General features: G+C 66.5%; 16 protein-coding genes and 1 tRNA gene. 7 read left to right on the forward strand and 10 right to left on the reverse strand.

From position 1 onward, the window contains the following. Positions 1 to 113 precede the first annotated feature (113 nt). Entirely contained in the window at positions 114 to 809 is a 696-nt protein-coding gene (gene rplA, locus J0I47_RS08285; RefSeq protein ID WP_294046318.1) for a 50S ribosomal protein L1, read from the reverse strand. Positions 810 to 813: 4 nt separating this feature from the next. Continuing rightward, a complete protein-coding gene (gene rplK / locus J0I47_RS08290; RefSeq protein ID WP_294046319.1) occupies positions 814 to 1,245 on the reverse strand; it encodes a 50S ribosomal protein L11 in 432 nt (143 codons plus the stop codon). 144 nt (positions 1,246 to 1,389) lie between these two features. Between rplK and J0I47_RS08295 the strand changes: the two genes are divergently transcribed. Both J0I47_RS08295 and J0I47_RS08300 read left to right on the forward strand, forming a co-directional pair. Further along, complete coding sequence (locus J0I47_RS08295; protein WP_294046321.1) at positions 1,390 to 1,647, forward strand: hypothetical protein; 258 nt, start codon at positions 1,390 to 1,392, stop codon at positions 1,645 to 1,647. A 93-nt stretch (positions 1,648 to 1,740) separates the two neighbouring features. Then, entirely contained in the window at positions 1,741 to 2,454 is a 714-nt protein-coding gene (locus tag J0I47_RS08300) for a hypothetical protein (RefSeq protein WP_294046323.1), read from the forward strand. A gap of 25 nt (positions 2,455 to 2,479) precedes the next feature. Here J0I47_RS08300 and J0I47_RS08305 read toward each other — a convergent pair whose 3' ends face one another. The 4 genes from J0I47_RS08305 to secE all read right to left on the reverse strand — a co-directional run bounded on the left by J0I47_RS08305 (position 2,480) and on the right by secE (position 4,898). Then, positions 2,480 to 3,253, reverse strand: a complete 774-nt coding sequence (locus tag J0I47_RS08305; protein WP_294046324.1) for a hypothetical protein — start codon at positions 3,251 to 3,253, stop codon at positions 2,480 to 2,482. After that, positions 3,250 to 3,798, reverse strand: coding sequence for a hypothetical protein (locus J0I47_RS08310; RefSeq protein ID WP_294046326.1), 549 nt, complete (start codon positions 3,796 to 3,798; stop codon positions 3,250 to 3,252). The genes J0I47_RS08305 and J0I47_RS08310 overlap by 4 nt, the downstream gene beginning before the upstream one ends. A gap of 346 nt (positions 3,799 to 4,144) precedes the next feature. After that, entirely contained in the window at positions 4,145 to 4,684 is a 540-nt protein-coding gene (gene nusG, locus J0I47_RS08315; RefSeq protein WP_294046328.1) for a transcription termination/antitermination protein NusG, read from the reverse strand. 13 nt (positions 4,685 to 4,697) lie between these two features. Continuing rightward, complete coding sequence (gene secE, locus J0I47_RS08320; RefSeq protein WP_294046329.1) at positions 4,698 to 4,898, reverse strand: preprotein translocase subunit SecE; 201 nt, start codon at positions 4,896 to 4,898, stop codon at positions 4,698 to 4,700. Positions 4,899 to 5,116: 218 nt separating this feature from the next. Between secE and J0I47_RS08325 the strand changes: the two genes are divergently transcribed. Next, positions 5,117 to 5,193: transfer RNA gene (locus J0I47_RS08325), tRNA-Trp, on the forward strand. A gap of 280 nt (positions 5,194 to 5,473) precedes the next feature. Here J0I47_RS08325 and J0I47_RS08330 read toward each other — a convergent pair. Together J0I47_RS08330 and J0I47_RS08335 are read right to left on the reverse strand one after the other, a co-directional pair. Next, complete coding sequence (locus J0I47_RS08330; RefSeq protein ID WP_294046331.1) at positions 5,474 to 7,834, reverse strand: EAL domain-containing protein; 2,361 nt, start codon at positions 7,832 to 7,834, stop codon at positions 5,474 to 5,476. A 255-nt stretch (positions 7,835 to 8,089) separates the two neighbouring features. Next, entirely contained in the window at positions 8,090 to 9,856 is a 1,767-nt protein-coding gene (locus tag J0I47_RS08335) for a fatty acyl-AMP ligase (RefSeq protein ID WP_294046707.1), read from the reverse strand. A gap of 111 nt (positions 9,857 to 9,967) precedes the next feature. Between J0I47_RS08335 and J0I47_RS08340 the strand changes: the two genes are divergently transcribed. The 4 genes from J0I47_RS08340 to J0I47_RS08355 all read left to right on the forward strand — a co-directional run bounded on the left by J0I47_RS08340 (position 9,968) and on the right by J0I47_RS08355 (position 12,755). After that, the gene (locus J0I47_RS08340) at positions 9,968 to 10,501 is read left to right on the forward strand and encodes a RecX family transcriptional regulator (RefSeq protein ID WP_294046332.1); all 534 of its coding nucleotides are present in this window, start codon (positions 9,968 to 9,970) and stop codon (positions 10,499 to 10,501) included. Between the two features lie 154 nt (positions 10,502 to 10,655). Next, positions 10,656 to 11,174 (forward strand): cold shock protein, encoded by a 519-nt coding sequence (locus tag J0I47_RS08345; protein ID WP_294046708.1) that lies wholly within the window; start codon positions 10,656 to 10,658, stop codon positions 11,172 to 11,174. 4 nt (positions 11,175 to 11,178) lie between these two features. Then, on the forward strand, positions 11,179 to 11,661 hold the full coding sequence (locus J0I47_RS08350) for a DUF192 domain-containing protein (RefSeq protein WP_294046334.1): 483 nt from the start codon (positions 11,179 to 11,181) through the stop codon (positions 11,659 to 11,661). 149 nt (positions 11,662 to 11,810) lie between these two features. Next, entirely contained in the window at positions 11,811 to 12,755 is a 945-nt protein-coding gene (locus tag J0I47_RS08355) for an amidohydrolase family protein (protein ID WP_294046335.1), read from the forward strand. Between the two features lie 103 nt (positions 12,756 to 12,858). On the opposite strand, the gene J0I47_RS08360 is transcribed toward J0I47_RS08355, so the two are convergent. Further along, on the reverse strand, positions 12,859 to 13,488 hold the full coding sequence (locus J0I47_RS08360; protein WP_294046337.1) for a hypothetical protein: 630 nt from the start codon (positions 13,486 to 13,488) through the stop codon (positions 12,859 to 12,861). A gap of 321 nt (positions 13,489 to 13,809) precedes the next feature. Beyond that, positions 13,810 to 15,024 carry a methionine adenosyltransferase gene (gene metK, locus J0I47_RS08365; RefSeq protein WP_294046339.1) on the reverse strand — a complete coding sequence of 405 codons (1,215 nt, stop codon included), beginning with the start codon at positions 15,022 to 15,024 and terminating at the stop codon, positions 13,810 to 13,812. Positions 15,025 to 15,059: the final 35 nt, after the last annotated feature.

Consider the following 15,059-nt stretch of genomic DNA (forward strand, 5'->3'; position numbering starts at 1 on the left):
TTGTGTTTGCTTAGGCCGGCACGGGAGTAAATCCCGTGCCGTCGGACGCTGGCTTTGCCAGCGCCGGCCGGCCTTCGGTATGCGCGAGCAGCGCTCGCGCACCGCGTCTCAGCTTACGCTGCGCCGCTCACCTCGGCCGTATCCACCTTGATCCCCGGGCCCATGGTCGAGCTCAGCGCGACCTTCTTGACGTACTTGCCCTTGGCGCCCGACGGCTTGGCCTTGACCACCGCATCGACCAGCGCGTCGAAGTTCGCGCGCAGATCCTCGGCCGGGAACGACGCCTTGCCGATGCCCGAATGGATGATGCCGGCCTTTTCGACGCGATATTCGATCTGGCCGCCCTTGGCCGCCTTCACCGCGCCGGCGACGTCCATCGTGACGGTGCCGAGCTTCGGGTTCGGCATCAGACCCTTCGGACCCAGCACCTTGCCGAGACGGCCGACGACGCCCATCATGTCCGGGGTCGCGATGCAGCGGTCGAAATCGATCGTGCCGCCCTGGACCGTCTCCATCAGGTCCTCGGCCCCGACGACGTCGGCGCCAGCGGCGCGCGCCTCATCGGCCTTCGCGCCCTTGGCGAACACGCCGACACGGACGGTTTTGCCGGTGCCTTTTGGTAAGGTCACAACACCGCGGACCATCTGGTCGGCATGGCGGGGGTCGACGCCGAGGTTCAGCGCGACTTCGATCGTCTCGTCGAACTTCGAGGTGGCGCCCGCCTTGGCCAGCGCGATCGCTTCGTCGACGCCGTGCAGCTTCTCGCGGTCGATCGTCACGGCCTTCTGCTTCTTGCTCACGAATGCCATGATCTCAGCCCTCCACCACTTCGAGGCCCATCGCGCGGGCGGAGCCTTCGATGATCTTGGTCGCAGCCTCGATGTCGTTGGCGTTCAGGTCCTTCATCTTCGCCTCGGCGATCGCCGACAGCGCCGAGCGCTTGATCTTGCCCGCGCTGACCTTGCCCGGCTCCTTCGAGCCCGACTTCAGGTTCGCCGCCTTCTTGATGAGGAAGGTCGCCGGCGGCGTCTTCGTCACGAACGAGAAGCTGCGGTCGGCATAGACGGTGATGACGGTCGGGATCGGCGCGCCCTTTTCCATGTCGCCGGTCGCGGCGTTGAACGCCTTGCAGAATTCCATGATGTTGACGCCGCGCTGACCCAGCGCCGGGCCGATCGGCGGCGACGGGTTGGCGGCGCCGGCGGGCACCTGTAGCTTGATATAGCCGGTAATCTTCTTTGCCATTTTTCACTCTTTTCCAAGTTTAGCGGTCCGGACGAGCGCGAACGCTCTCCCGCAAGTTCCACAGCGATAGCTTTGGAAGCGCGCGCCGATAGCCGAACCCGGCCGCCATTGCAATGTAGGAAGCCGCTTGCGACGAAAATGCGCATGGCCAGACCGTTTTCGCGCGACCAGGCGCTCCAGAACCGCACCTTCCTGCGCGAATTGCGGCGCACCGGCAACGTGCGTCTCGCCGCTCGTCTCGCAGGGATGAAGTACGGCACGATGCAGCATCGCCGCGCGACGCATCCGGCGTTTGCGCTGGCGTGGGAGACGGCGGTCGCCTTCGCGCAGGCGCGGTTGCAGGGGGAGGGGTTGCGGGGGCCGGTGGCGGGGAAGGGGGTGGTGGCAAGTAACGGGTCGTAGGGGCCGCCAGCGGCGAAGCCGCTGTCGTCGGACGGAGCAGCTGCGCTGCTCGCCGGCCGGCCGTCCTCCGTCTCGCGAGCAGCTGCGCTGCCCGTGTGCGGCGCTACGCTGCGGACGGCTGGCGGCGAACCGGTCGTCACCCGCCGCAACGACGGCAAGCTCCAGATGCGCGCCGCCCAGCCCGGCAAGCTGACGCGCCAGTGCGAGCAGGTGTTCCTCGCGACCCTCGGCGTCACCTGCAACGTCCGCCTCGCCGCCGCCGCGGCCGGGGCGGCGGTCGCGGCCTTCTATCGCCGGCGGCGGCGCGATCCCGGCTTCGCGCGCGAGTGGCGGCTGGCGCTGGAGCGGGGGTACGAAGCGCTGGAGATGGCGCTGCTCGACGCCGGGTCGGTGCATAGCCACGAACATGACGACTGGCGCCACAACGAGCCGCCGCCCATGCCGCCGATGACCGCCAACCAGGCGTTGCAGCTCATGTACCTCCACCAGAAGGAAGCCCGCCTGCTCGCCGAGCCGCCGCATCTGCGCCGTCGTCGCGGCGAGACCAGCGACATGTGGTCGTTCCGTGTCGCCGCGATGACCGAGGAAGCGCGCCGCCGCGAGCGCGAGAAGTTCGAGATCGCCGAAGCCGCGCGTCGGGCGGACGGCAAGTCGACCTGGAAGGATTACCTCTCCACCTCGCCCAGGCTCGCCCAGATCGGCGGGATGACCCCGCTGGAAGCGACAAAGGCGATGTACGACGACAGCCGCGCGTTGTTCGGGGGCTGGCGGCTGGGGGATATGGCGGACGACGCCGATGACGGGTAACGACCCAACTGCGGTCGCCGCGCGATCAGCCAACCCTGTAGCCGTCAACACCTCTGATCGGCATCGGTGTGAACGTTAGCTTTCCGCCCTTTGACGTGGGCCATGCTTTTCGAAGCGCCTCATTGACGAGAATTATGTTTTTACCTGCCGACAGCTTCGTGGCGTAATAAACGCATGGCCCGATAACCTTCGGATGCATCCTAGAAGGGACCCCGATTAACTGGACGATCGCGTCTCCAAAACCCAGGCCGACCCCAAGGTCCAAGCTGGGTAGACAGTATCGGCTTGCGATCTCCTCGTTGACGATGGCGCGGGTGTCGCCAACGCAGTTCTGCGCGGCACGATGCGCTCTCCTGATATCTGGGCCCCTGTCTTCCGGATTTACCGAAAAGAGCGCTAGCACGCCGTCTCCGAGGTACTCGGTCACTGAACCGCATTGAAACTGGATTGTCTGGTCGAGCGCCGGGAGCAGGGCAGCCGTTTCGAAATACACTCTCTTCATCCGCGTATAAGTCGGCTTTGAGTGAGAGTATTCGATCATCAGGTGTTTGCTGGACTCCCTCATGTCCGCCACTAGACAGACATATTCCGCTAATTCTGAGCGCTCACTGCTTACAAACGGATGATTAGGAATGCGCGATGGGGCAACCTCCGCGCGCTTCGCCACTCGGTCTAGTGCAAGAGCCTCGGTAGCGGCCTCGAAAATCGGCTGATGTTTGTCCCAAACCTGCTCAGCTACATCCAAGGAACTCCCTACTAGGGCTCTGATAATGGCGCTCTCCTCGTCGCTTAGGCTCATATCAGCGCTCTAGTGTAGACGGCCAATGACGCCGAGGCGATCAGCCACAAGAGCGTCAGCCAGGCGGCGGCTGCAAACCGCAAGAGTTTGACGGATCGTATATAGGTCAGCTTCATCTTCTCGAAGAGAAGCTCGGTTTCTATTTCGGCGGCATTTTGCGGAAGTAGCATTTTCTCCTGAGCTATATCACGAGAAGAAAGCACTGTGCAGTTCCAGAACGTGTGGTATTTTGTAAGATTAAACAGATCGCCGCCATAAAATGCGCCTTTTGGAGTTGGGCCGGAGACGTGCGCAGCAGGACTGTCGATTGCAACGACGCAGCGGAAAAGAGCTCCGATAGCCAATACCCAGAGAAGGATATCGATAATAATCCAGCCCGTCATCACGCCGGTCAGTTTTGCCGGGAAGCCGTAAATCGTGGAAATCTTGTCCAACACAGACAGGGGAAGAAAAAGCACTACGAAGAGAAACCCCGCCCTCACGTCAATTGAGCGGATGGTCCCCTGTGTGTCGGCGATCGAGGCGTACAGGAAATCAGTTCTCATTCTAGCGCTCCGGAATTTATAGCCGAGAGTGGGCGAGTGACGGGGCACCGTCAAGGCGCGGTAGCCATATGGGTGGAGCATCCCACCTCATCCCTCCTTTCTAATCGGCTATTTCTTCCTCTGCTCAGAATCGCTCTTTTTGGAAGACCGATGGCCGCATTAGGACGCCGTGGCGCATGACGGCAAAGCGGCTACGTCGGCTCGAAAGCCGCCCGTCTCTAAATCACCCAATTTCAGCCATTAGGGTTTCGACGCGGGAGTGAATCCCGCGTCGTCGGTCGGGCGCTGGGCGCCCGCCGGCTGGGCAAGTGTCGTCTCGCGGGCTAGCTGGCGCTAGCCGCGTGGGTCACTTGCTGCGCTCGACCTGCTCGAAGTCGAGTTCGACCGGGGTGGCGCGGCCGAAGATCGAGACGCTGACCTTGACCTTCGACTTGTCGAAATCGAGTTCCTCGACGATGCCGTTGAAGCTGGCGAAGGGGCCGTCGAGCACCTTGACGCTGTCGCCGATCTCGTAATCGACCTTGACCTGCTGCTTCGGGCTGGCGGCGGCGGCTTCGTCCTTCGAATTCAGCATGCGCGCGGCTTCGGCGTCGCTGATCGCCTGGGGCTTGCCGTTGGGGCCCAGGAAGCCGGTCACCTTCGGCGTGTTCTTGACCAGGTGATAGACGTCGTCGTTCATCGCCAGCTTGGCGAGGACGTAGCCGGGCATGAACTTGCGCTCGACCGCCACCTTCTTGCCGCGGCGCGCCTCGGTCACGGTCTCGGTCGGGACCTCGATCGCCTCGACCGCGCCTTCGAGCCCGAGCCGGGCGGCTTCGGCCGTGATCGCGTCGCGGACCTTGCCCTCGAACCCCGAATAAGCGTGGATGATGTACCAGCGTGCCACTGTGGCTTGTCCCTTACTTGGTCGCGAGGCTGAGGAAGAATTCGACCGCGGCGTTGAAGCCCGTGTCGACGATGAAGAAGAACACCGCCAGGATCAGCGTCAGGATCAGCACCATGACCCCGGTCATGATCGTCTCGCGCCGGGTCGGCCAGACGACCTTCTTGGTCTCGGCCTGGACTTGCCGGAAGAATTCGACAGGGGTGGTCTTCGCCATGATGCTCTCGCGCGTGTTCGTTGCCGTAGCCGGGACATAGGTCCGCCGCCCGGCGCCGTGAAGAGGCGACAGGGCGGAAGGATCATCCCGATGTCGGATTGGCGCGTGACTTAGCGTGGGGCCGCCATGGGGGCAAGTCCCATGACGCGGGGATCGGGCCTTGGCCGCCGGCCGGCCTTGCGCTCCCCTCGCTGGCGCGATAGGAGCGCGGCGGCTGTAGGGGTGTAGCTCAGCTGGTTAGAGCGTCGGTCTCCAAAACCGAAGGCCCTCGGTTCGAATCCGAGCTCCCCTGCCACCGCCAGCATCGCACATGGCCAGCGTAGCTGGACTTGAGACGATGCGCAGCCGGCGAGCGAGCCGGATGCTCGTCTCACGACGCGGCTTTGCCGCGGCGGCATCTCCCGAACAAACGTCATCCGGAAATCGGTTCAGGATCCGGATATCTCCGACCGCTTCGCTTGCGGCACGGTGGGTGCTGAAAAAAGTTCAGCATGACGGCGTGCGGGAAACCAATCGCTCAAGCCGCCGGCCAGCTTTGCGGCGCTGACGCTTGGCTTCGCTAAGCCGCCCCGCCGTTACGCCGCGCGCGACGCCGCGCCCCAGTCGCGGCCGGCCAGTGCGCGGGCTTCGGCGACGGGGAGGGGCCGGCCGAAATAATAGCCCTGGACCTTGGTGCAGCCCAGGTCCTGGACCATCTGGTGCTCCTTCTCGGTCTCGACGCCTTCCGCGGTTGTCGCCATGCCCAGCGACTGGGCGAGCGCGACCACCGCGCGGATGATCGCGATCGGTTCGGGCTGGCCCTTCGACGCGCCCTGGACGAAGCTCCTGTCGACCTTGATCGTCGAGAACCGCGTCCGCGCGAGATAGCCGAGCGACGAATAGCCGGTACCGAAATCGTCGAGGCTCAGCCGCACGCCCAGGTCGAGGATGCGTTCCAGCACCTGTACCGCGCCGGTGCCCTCGCGCATGAACACGCCCTCGGTCACTTCGAGCTCGAGCCGTTCGGGCAGCAGGCCGCTGTTCGCCAGCGCCGACGCCACCACCGACACGAACGCCGGATTGTGGAGCTGCTCGGGCGACACGTTGACCGCGACGCGCGTCTGGCCGGGCCAGCGCGCGGCTTCCGCACAGGCCGAGCGCAGCACCCATTCGCCCATCGGCACGATCAGCCGCGCATCCTCCGCCAGCGGCACGAACTTGGCCGGCGAGATCACGCCGAGCTCCGGATGCTTCCATCGCAGCAACGCCTCGAACCCGGTCAGCCGACCGTCGTCCGCCGCCACGACGGGCTGGTATTCGAGGTGCATCTCACCCTTTTCGAGCGCCTGGCGCAGCGCCATTTCAAGCACGCGCCGCTCCTCCGCCTTGACGTGGAGTTGGGGTTCGTAGGCGTGGAAGACACCGCCGCCGGCATCCTTCGAGCGATAAAGCGCGAGGTCGGCGGAGCGGATCAGCATTTCCGCCGTCCGCCCGTCGCGCGGGCCGATCGCGACGCCGACCGAGGCGCCGATATAGAGCGTGTGCTGGTCGACGTCGTACGAGCGCGACAGCGTCTCGATGATCCGTTTCGCCAGTTGCTCGACGCGCGCCGGGTCGCTGGCGTCGCGCACCACCACCGCGAACTCGTCGCCACCCAGCCGGCCGATCGTCTCGTTGTCGGTGACCAACTGGCCGAGCCGTTCCGCGACGCGTTCGAGCAGGCGGTCGCCGACCGGGTGGCCAAGCGAATCGTTGACCGCCTTGAACCGGTCGAGGTCGATCATCATGAACGCGCAGCGCGTGCCCCATTTGTCGGCTTCCGACATGGCGCTGGCGAGCTGTTCGTTGAGGCAGAGGCGGTTGGGCAGGCCGGTCAGCGTGTCGAACCGCGCCATGCGGCTGATCTGGTCGGCCGATTCGCGCTGCTGCGTGACGTCGGAGCCGACCCCGCGGAACCCGATGAACGCGCCACGCTCGTCGTGGCGCGGGCTGGCGGCGAGCGCGAACCAGCGCCGCTCGCCGTTCATGTCGAGCGGGAGCAGCAGGTCGCGGAACGCCTCGCGATTCTTCAGTTTCTCCGACAGCGTACGCAAGCCGGACGAGAAATCGCCGTTGGTCCAGTGATCGCCCGCCAGCACCTGGAGCAGCGGCATGCCGTTGATCTTGACCGGGTCGAGCTCGACCGACTTGGCGAAGCGTGGGCTGGCGCGGACGATGCGGCGGGCGCTGTCGGTCTCCCACAGCCAGTCGCCGTCCTCCTCCTCGAACTCGCGGAGCAGCAGGCTGACGGTCTCGTCGCGTTCGGCGATGCCGATCTCGCCGGCGCGGATCACGACCAGCGCGCGCGCCCGCTGGAAACAGCCGATCATCAGCAGGGCGACGAACAACGTCGTCAGCGCGGCGAGCAGCGGGCTGCCCATCAGCAGCAGCATCGTCGCGATCGCCGTCCCCAGGATGCCGAGGAACGACAGCGTCGCGAGCGGCAGCGCGGCCATCGCAACGGCGCTCGCGGTCATCATCACCGACAGCACGACCCAGAGACCGAACGCCGTCGACAGTTCGTGCCGCACCCCGACCGCGAGCGGCGGGATCGCCCAGACGATGGCGAGCGCGATCCCCTCCGACATGGTCTGGCGCACGTCGCGCAACGTCGCGTTGTGCGCGTCGCGGTGGCGCGCGGCGAGCCGCCGCATCGTCACCCCGATCGCCACCGCGCCGGCGGCCAGCGCCCAGCCGACCAGCTGCCACCGCGGAATCTCGCCGTCGAACAGCAGGACGACCAGCGCCGCCCCGACCAGATTGGCGGCGAGCAGGAACAGAGCGAGGTGCCGCCCCGCGTGCAACTGCGCGGCGCGGATCGGCGACCAGTCGGTCGCGTCCGCCGGATCGTACAGACCCAGCAGCGCGCGCACGTCGATACGCGGATTGGCGAATTGGGACGTCGGCTCGATACTCACGCCGCACCGATTAACCGGGGAGGGTTAGCGAACGGTTAGGCGCACGAAATTTTTCGCGGTTTTTTGCGGGGTTCGCGCCGTTTCGGATGATTTACGCGGCGAGGTTCCGGGCCCGCTCCACGCGCCATCGTCGGCGCGTCGCACAAGGGGTATTACGCGGCGTATCTGGGCCAGATGCACGACGTGAGACTGGTCGATGCCGAGGTCGTGCTGCGCTGATCCGCGCGTGGGGAGTGGTGCGCGCCGGCCCCGCGCTCATGCCGCCAGGTCGTAGGGCTTGATCTCGCCGGCCAGGTACAGGTTGCGGGCCTTGGCGCGGCTGAGCTTGCCGGAGCTGGTGCGCGGCAGGGTGCGCGGGGGGATCAGCTCGATCACGCAGTTCATGCCGGTGACCGAGCGGACGCGCTCGCGAATCTCGTCGCGCAGGCGCAGGCGTTCGGCCTCGTCGGTGGTGCGGCACTGGACCAGCACGGCGGGCGTTTCCTCGCCGCCCGGAGCCGTGATCGCGAAGGCGGCGATGTCGCCGGCCTTGAACCCGGGGAGCTGTTCGACCGCCCACTCGATGTCCTGCGGCCAGTGGTTGCGGCCGTTGACGATAATCATGTCCTTGGCGCGGCCGACGATGTAGATGTAGCCGTCCGACATGTAGCCCATGTCGCCGGTGTCGAGCCAGCCGTCCTTCAGGCAGGCGTCGGTCGCCGCTTCGTCGCGGAAATAGCCGACCATTACCGAGGGCCCCGCGCACCAGACCTTGCCGATCGCGCGGTCGGGCAGCGGCGTGCCGTCCTCCTCGCGGATCTCGATCTCCATGCCGAGCGCGGGCTTGCCGCAATTGACGATCGCGCGATAGCGTTGCGGGCGGTCGCGGCGGCCTTCCTGGCCCGACAGCTGGGTTTCCTCGACCAGCTCGACACGGATACCCTCGCCCGGCGGCATGATCGACACCGCCAGCGTCGCCTCGGCCAGGCCGTAGGAGGGCAGGAACGCGCTCGCCTTGAACCCGGCATCGCCGAACGCGTCGACGAACGACTGCATCACGTCGGGGCGGATCATGTCGGCACCGTTGCCCGCGACGCGCCAGCGCGACAGGTCGAAGCGTTCCGACGCCTTGGTCTGGCTCGACATGCGGCGCGCGCAGATGTCGTAGCCGAAGGTCGGCGAATAGGAGAGCGAGGTGCCCGGATTGCGGCTGATGAGGTCGAGCCAGGCGAGCGGGCGTCGCGCGAAATCCTCGGTCTTCAGGTAATCGGTCGAGACTTGGTTGGCGATCACCGACAGGAAGCAGCCGACCAGGCCCATGTCGTGATACCAGGGCAGCCACGACACGCAGCGGTCGCCCGCACCGACCTTCATCCCGATCGAATGCGCGGCGAGGTTGGACAGCAAAGCGGCATGCGTGATCGCGACGCCGTGCGGGAAGCGGGTCGATCCGCTCGAATATTGCAGGTACGCGATGTCGTCGGGCTTCGCCTCGGGCAGCGCGGTCTCGGTCGCGTCGCGCTCGGCGAAGGCGGCCCAGTCGATCCCCTCGACCCCGCGCAGCTTGGCGGCCTCCGCGCACATCGCGGCGATTTCGGGCGGGTAGATCAACAGCTTGGGATCGCAGCTGTCGAGCTGGACCGAGAGCTGATCGATATAGGACTGCGCGCCGCCGAAGCTGGTCGGCAGCGGTAGCGGCACCGGCCAGCCACCGGCATAGATTACGCCGAAGAAGAGAGCGGCGAACTCGGTCCCGGTCTCAGCGATCAGCGCGACGCGATCCTCCGGCCGGATGCCGGCGGCGACCAGCCGCTTGGCCATCGCCAGCGCATCGTCGCGCAACTCGCGGAACGGATAGGCGCGGAGCAACGTGCCGCGCGGATCGTGGAAGTTGAGCCCGCGCTCGCCCCGCGCCGCATAATCCAGCGCCTCGCCCAGCGTCGCGAAATCGGCGAATCGCCGCGGCAGCGAATCGTCGGTCGGCGTCGGCGACAGCTCGCCTGCACCGTTGCCCGAAACTTCCGTTACCTTGTCCATCGTCATCGCATCGCCCATGTTCGCGGCCCTTCACCCCCAAGGACACACCTTCACCGACTTTATCTGGTGCCGGCAGGCGTTCAAAATCCGGTGTCAGTGTGGCACAATCAAGGCGGTATGCGTCAGGTTCCCTCCCGCTCCCCCGCGCCGCCGCTCGATCGGGCGGCGCTCGAACGGCTGGCGCTGCGCTATGTCGAGCGGTTCGCAACGACGCGGGCGCGGCTGGCGACCTATCTCGCCGGCAAGATCCGCCAGCGCGGCTGGGAGGGGGAGGCGGCCGACCCAGCGGCGATCGCCGAACGGTTCGCCGAACTCGGCTATGTCGACGACCGCGCCTATGGCGAGGCGAAAGCGGCGGCGATGGGCCGGCGCGGGCTCGGCGCACGCCGCGTGGCGGGGGCGCTCCACCAGGCCGGGGTGACCGGCGACGACGCCGCGGCGATCGCGCCGGTGGTCGACGAGCGCGCGGTCGAGACCGCGCTCGCCTTCGCCCGCCGCCGCCGGATCGGACCGTTCGCGGCCGAGGCGCCCGAACGTGACGTGCGCGAAAAACAGATCGCGGCGATGCTCCGCGCCGGCCATTCACCGGCACTCGCAAGGCGGATTGCGGCGATGGCCCCGGGCGACGATATTGCCGACCTCGACTCGTGACCGGCCGGGGTCATAATCGATAACGCGTCGCAATACTCTGGCCGGATTGGTTTTTGCCAACCTTATGCTACTGCCGTAGCAACGGGGGATGAAGGTGCGCGACGAACCGCAACCGCCGCACGGCGGACGGCAGGACAGTGAGGTTGATGACGTCATGGCGGCGTCCGACGAGACACGTCATATCGGGTCGATGAAGTGGTTTGACGTGACTCGCGGGTTCGGGTTCATGGTCGACGATCACGGCGCGGGCGACGTGCTGATCCATTTCAGCGTGCTACAGGACCATAACCGCCGCAGCCTGCCGGAAGGCGCGCGGATCGAATGCCTCGCCGTCCATCGCCAGCGCGGGTTGCAGGCGACCGAAATCCTGTCGATTGACCTGACCAACGCGGTCGAGCCGCCGCGCCGCACCCTGCCGCATCCCGACCGCATCGATCCGATCGCGATGCTCGACGAAGCGGGTGCGTTCGAGCCGGTCCGCGTCAAGTGGTTCAACCGGCTGAAGGGATACGGCTTCCTGGTGCGCGACGCCGATTCGGCGGACATCTTCGTCCATATGGAGACGCTGCGCCGCGCTGGCGTGCCCGAGGTCGAGCCAGACCAGCCGCTGCGCGCGCGCGTGGTCGACGGGCGCAAGGGGCCGCTGGCGGTCGCGGTCGAGCCGGTCGCGTGAAAAAATGAGGCTGCGGCTCGCCCTTGCCCCGCTGGCGCTCGCGTTCGTCGCGGGGGGTTGCGCGAACGGCGGCGCCGGCAACGACGCCGCGGCGGCGGCGGCGAAGACCGTCGCGGTCACCATCACCAGCGCCAACGGACCCCACGTCTTCCAGGTCGAGCGCGCCGTCACCCCGGCCGAGCAAGAGCGCGGCCTGATGTACCGCACCGACCTGACCGACACCAACGGCATGCTGTTCTGGCCCTATCCGGCCGGCGGCGGCGCGCCCCGGGTCGCCAGCTTCTGGATGAAGAACACGCCGAGCGCGCTCGACATCGTCTTCATCCGCGCCGACGGCACCATCGCGCATATCGCGGAGAATGCCGTGCCCCACGACGAAACCCCGCTGTCGTCGGAGGAACCGGTCGCGGCGGTGCTGGAGGTGAAGGGCGGCCGGACGTCGGCACTGGGCATCGCCGAGGGCGACAAGGTGAGCTGGGCGAAATAACCGTCGCCGAAGGGCGCGCGGCGAACGGTTGCGACAGACGGTGGCGACAGGGGGGGGGCAGCGGGATGACGGTTTGCCTGACGGGCAGGGTAGCGAACTTGAGGTCGATAGGCCGGCTGCTAGCGCTGGCGGCTCTGTTGCTCACGGGGATGACGCTGGTAGGCGCGGCGAGTGCGCAGCCGCGTTATGCGATCATCGACATGCACATGCATGCCGAGCCGGCCGACGCCTATGGTCCGCCGCCGCAGACGGTCTGCGCGCCGTACGGCGAGTGGCCGGCGCGCGATCCCGGCAAGCCGATCGGCACTTATCTCGACGCGTTCAGCGGTCATCCGGCCTGCGCGCACCCGGTCCGCTCCGAACGCACCGACGCCGCGATCCGCGACGCGAGTCTCGCGCAACTGCGCAAGCACAACATGCTCGCGGTGCTGAGCGGGCCGGAGGATCGCGTCGCCGACTGGACCGCACGCGCGGAGGGGCGGATCCTGCCCGCGATCGGCGACGTCTGGCCGCTCCCGTCCGTGGCGCAATTGCGTGCCGCGCACCGCGCCGGGCACCTCAAGGTGATCGGCGAGATCACCGCGCAATATGACGGCGTGCCGCCCAACGATCCCGCGCTCGAACCCTATTACACGCTGGCCGAGGAACTCGACATCCCGGTCGGCGTGCATGTCGGTCCCGGCCCGCCCGGCATCGCCTATTTCGCCGCGCCGAAGATGCGGCTGCGCGACGCGCGCGCGACCGCGTTGGAGGACGTGCTGGTCCGCCACCCCAGGCTGCGGCTTTACGTGATGCATGCCGGCTGGCCGTTCGCCGACGACATGATCGCGCTGCTGTACGCGCATCCGCAGGTGTATGTGGACACCGGCATCATCGACTACGCTTTCCCGCGCGCCGAATTCCACGCCTATCTCAAGCGACTGGTCGATGCCGGTTTCGCCCGGCGGATCATGTTCGGCAGCGACCAGATGATCTGGCCCGCCGCGATCGACACCGCGATCGAGGGGATCACCAGCGCCCCGTTCCTGACCCCCGCGCAGAAGCGCGACATCCTGCACGACAATGCCGCGCGGTTCCTGCGGATCGAGGGGTAGGGGCGGGGAGGATATCGCGTGGTTAGCCGACGCGCCGTCTTACGACCGGCGAGCGGCTAACCGGATATCATCGGCGACGGTTGCGCCGGCCGCCGCGATGTCTTCAGCGTTTCGACAGTTCCCATGACACGGCCACCGCTTCGATCGGGTTGCCGCCCTTCGGCGGGATGTAGGTCGGGCCCGCGACCGACTGTTGCGCGCTCGCGGTGAACATCAGCGGTTCCGCGAGATACGCCTGGACCTTCGTGCCGTCCGGAATCGTCGCGCTCGTTCCGTGGATCAGGAAACCGAGCACGCTGACGAAGGCGATCGTCGCGACGGAGGCGGCAGTACCGCTCCGGCCTTCGCTATACTGACTTCCCTGCAACTTGACCGGTCCCCACGGCGTCTGGACATAGGACAGCCGGATGCTGATCTTGCCCTTCTGCCCGAAGTGGCCGTTCCGCTCGGCACGGGCGATCTCGCCGACCGCGACGGAACCGGCCGGGATCACGACCTGGCCGCGAAACACCACGCTTTCCATGACGTCCAGATAGAGGCGGTCGCCGGACTTGTTGTCCTTCGTCGACACCTGGGACCGCGTGCTGAGCATCAGGGGCGTTCCGGCCGGCACATAATAATGCGGCGTATTCTTGGATGATGAGGGCAGGGGTTGCCAGTAGATGGTGTCCTGCGCCTGCGCCGCACTACTGCTCAGAAGCGCGGCAAACGCCGCGAACGTATAGAATCGCATCGATCGCCCCCTTTTATTATGAAATGGCTGGGTGACGGATAGAAGCGAACGATTAATTATGGGTTGAGTTGGTCGCGATGCGATCAACTGGCTAGAAAGAATTCGGTAACTGTAATTCGAGGCGTTTGGTGGTCGGATATTTGCAGGTGATGCCGCCACAATACGACGTGTCGAACAGAAAAGGGCCGGAGATCGCTCCCCGGCCCTCTTGCTTATCTTGGCCCGTCAGCGGCGGAGCCGCTGTCGTCGGTCGGCGCTTTTGCGCCGCCGGCCGGGCGGGCTGATGCGCTGGCGCGCACCGCCGCCGGCGTGGCGGCGGCTTCAGCCCGCCAGCGCCGCCTTCAAATCCTCGACCAGATCGGTGCGCTCCCACGGGAAGTAGTCGCCTTCCGGCTTGCGGCCGAAGTGGCCGTAGGCGGCGGTCTTGGCGTAGATCGGCTTGTTGAGGCCGAGATGCGTGCGGATGCCGCGCGGGGTCAGGCCGCCGAGCTTCGCGATCTTGCCGATCGCCGCCTCCAACTGGTCGTCGCCGACCGTGCCGGTGCCGTGCGTGTCGACATAGAGCGACAGCGGCTTCGACACGCCGATCGCATAGGCGAGCTGGATCGTCACGCGCTTCGCCAAGCCGGCGGCGACGATGTTCTTCGCGAGGTAGCGCGTGATGTACGCGGCCGAACGGTCGACCTTGGTCGGATCCTTGCCGCTGAACGCGCCGCCGCCGTGCGGGGCCGCGCCGCCGTACGTGTCGACGATGATCTTGCGCCCGGTCAGCCCGGCGTCGCCGTCGGGGCCGCCGATCTCGAAGCTGCCGGTCGGGTTGATGTGATATTCGGTCGCGTCCGACAGCAGGTCGGCGGGTAGGACGTCGGCGATCACGCCCTTCACGTAGGCGTGAAGCTCGGCTTCCTTCGCGCCCTCGTCATAACCCTTGCCGTGCTGGGTCGAGACGACGATCGCGGTCGCGGCGACGGGCTTGCCGTCGGCGAACTTCAGCGTGACCTGGCTCTTGGTGTCGGGCTCCAGGAACGGCGCGGCGCCCGAATGGCGATCGGCCGCCATCCGCTCGAGGATCTTGTGGCTATAGTCGAGCGTCGCCGGCATCAGGTCGGGCGTCTCGTCGCAGGCGAAGCCGAACATGATGCCCTGGTCGCCGGCGCCTTCGTCCTTGTTGCCCGACGCATCGACACCCTGCGCGATGTGCGCCGACTGCGGGTGCAGGTTGTTCTCGAACCGCAGCGTCTGCCAGTGGAAGCCGTCCTGCTCGTAGCCGATCCGCTTAACGGTCTCGCGCACGGTGCGCTCGACCTCTTCCTTGACGCCCTCGGCCCAGTTGCCGTCCTCGTCCATGATCCCCTTGCCGCGGATTTCGCCCGCCAGCACGACCAGCTGGGTGGTGGTCAGCGTCTCGCACGCGATGCGCGCTTCGGGGTCCTTCGACAGGAACAGGTCGACGATGGCGTCGGAAATCTGGTCGGAAACCTTGTCCGGATGGCCTTCGCTGACCGATTCGGACGTGAACAGGTAATTGGAACGCATGGATTTTCCTCTTTGGGATGCAAAGGAAAGCCGGG

The sequence above is a fragment of the Sphingomonas sp. genome, assembly GCF_017304635.1.
Lineage (GTDB): Bacteria > Pseudomonadota > Alphaproteobacteria > Sphingomonadales > Sphingomonadaceae > Sphingomonas.

Excerpts from the sequence above, each read along its gene's own strand:
- secE (WP_294046329.1), bottom strand. The coding sequence starts at position 4,898 with ATGGCGAAGACCACCCCTGTCGAATTCTTCCGGCAAGTCCAGGCCGAG.
- J0I47_RS08345 (WP_294046708.1), top strand. The coding sequence starts at position 10,656 with ATGGCGGCGTCCGACGAGACACGTCATATCGGGTCGATGAAGTGGTTT.
- J0I47_RS08355 (WP_294046335.1), top strand. The coding sequence starts at position 11,811 with ATGACGCTGGTAGGCGCGGCGAGTGCGCAGCCGCGTTATGCGATCATC.
- J0I47_RS08350 (WP_294046334.1), top strand. The coding sequence starts at position 11,179 with ATGAGGCTGCGGCTCGCCCTTGCCCCGCTGGCGCTCGCGTTCGTCGCG.
- rplK (WP_294046319.1), bottom strand. The coding sequence starts at position 1,245 with ATGGCAAAGAAGATTACCGGCTATATCAAGCTACAGGTGCCCGCCGGC.
- J0I47_RS08305 (WP_294046324.1), bottom strand. The coding sequence starts at position 3,253 with ATGAGCCTAAGCGACGAGGAGAGCGCCATTATCAGAGCCCTAGTAGGG.
- J0I47_RS08335 (WP_294046707.1), bottom strand. The coding sequence starts at position 9,856 with ATGACGATGGACAAGGTAACGGAAGTTTCGGGCAACGGTGCAGGCGAG.
- metK (WP_294046339.1), bottom strand. The coding sequence starts at position 15,024 with ATGCGTTCCAATTACCTGTTCACGTCCGAATCGGTCAGCGAAGGCCAT.
- J0I47_RS08340 (WP_294046332.1), top strand. The coding sequence starts at position 9,968 with ATGCGTCAGGTTCCCTCCCGCTCCCCCGCGCCGCCGCTCGATCGGGCG.
- J0I47_RS08310 (WP_294046326.1), bottom strand. The coding sequence starts at position 3,798 with ATGAGAACTGATTTCCTGTACGCCTCGATCGCCGACACACAGGGGACC.
- J0I47_RS08360 (WP_294046337.1), bottom strand. The coding sequence starts at position 13,488 with ATGCGATTCTATACGTTCGCGGCGTTTGCCGCGCTTCTGAGCAGTAGT.
- J0I47_RS08295 (WP_294046321.1), top strand. The coding sequence starts at position 1,390 with ATGGCCAGACCGTTTTCGCGCGACCAGGCGCTCCAGAACCGCACCTTC.
- rplA (WP_294046318.1), bottom strand. The coding sequence starts at position 809 with ATGGCATTCGTGAGCAAGAAGCAGAAGGCCGTGACGATCGACCGCGAG.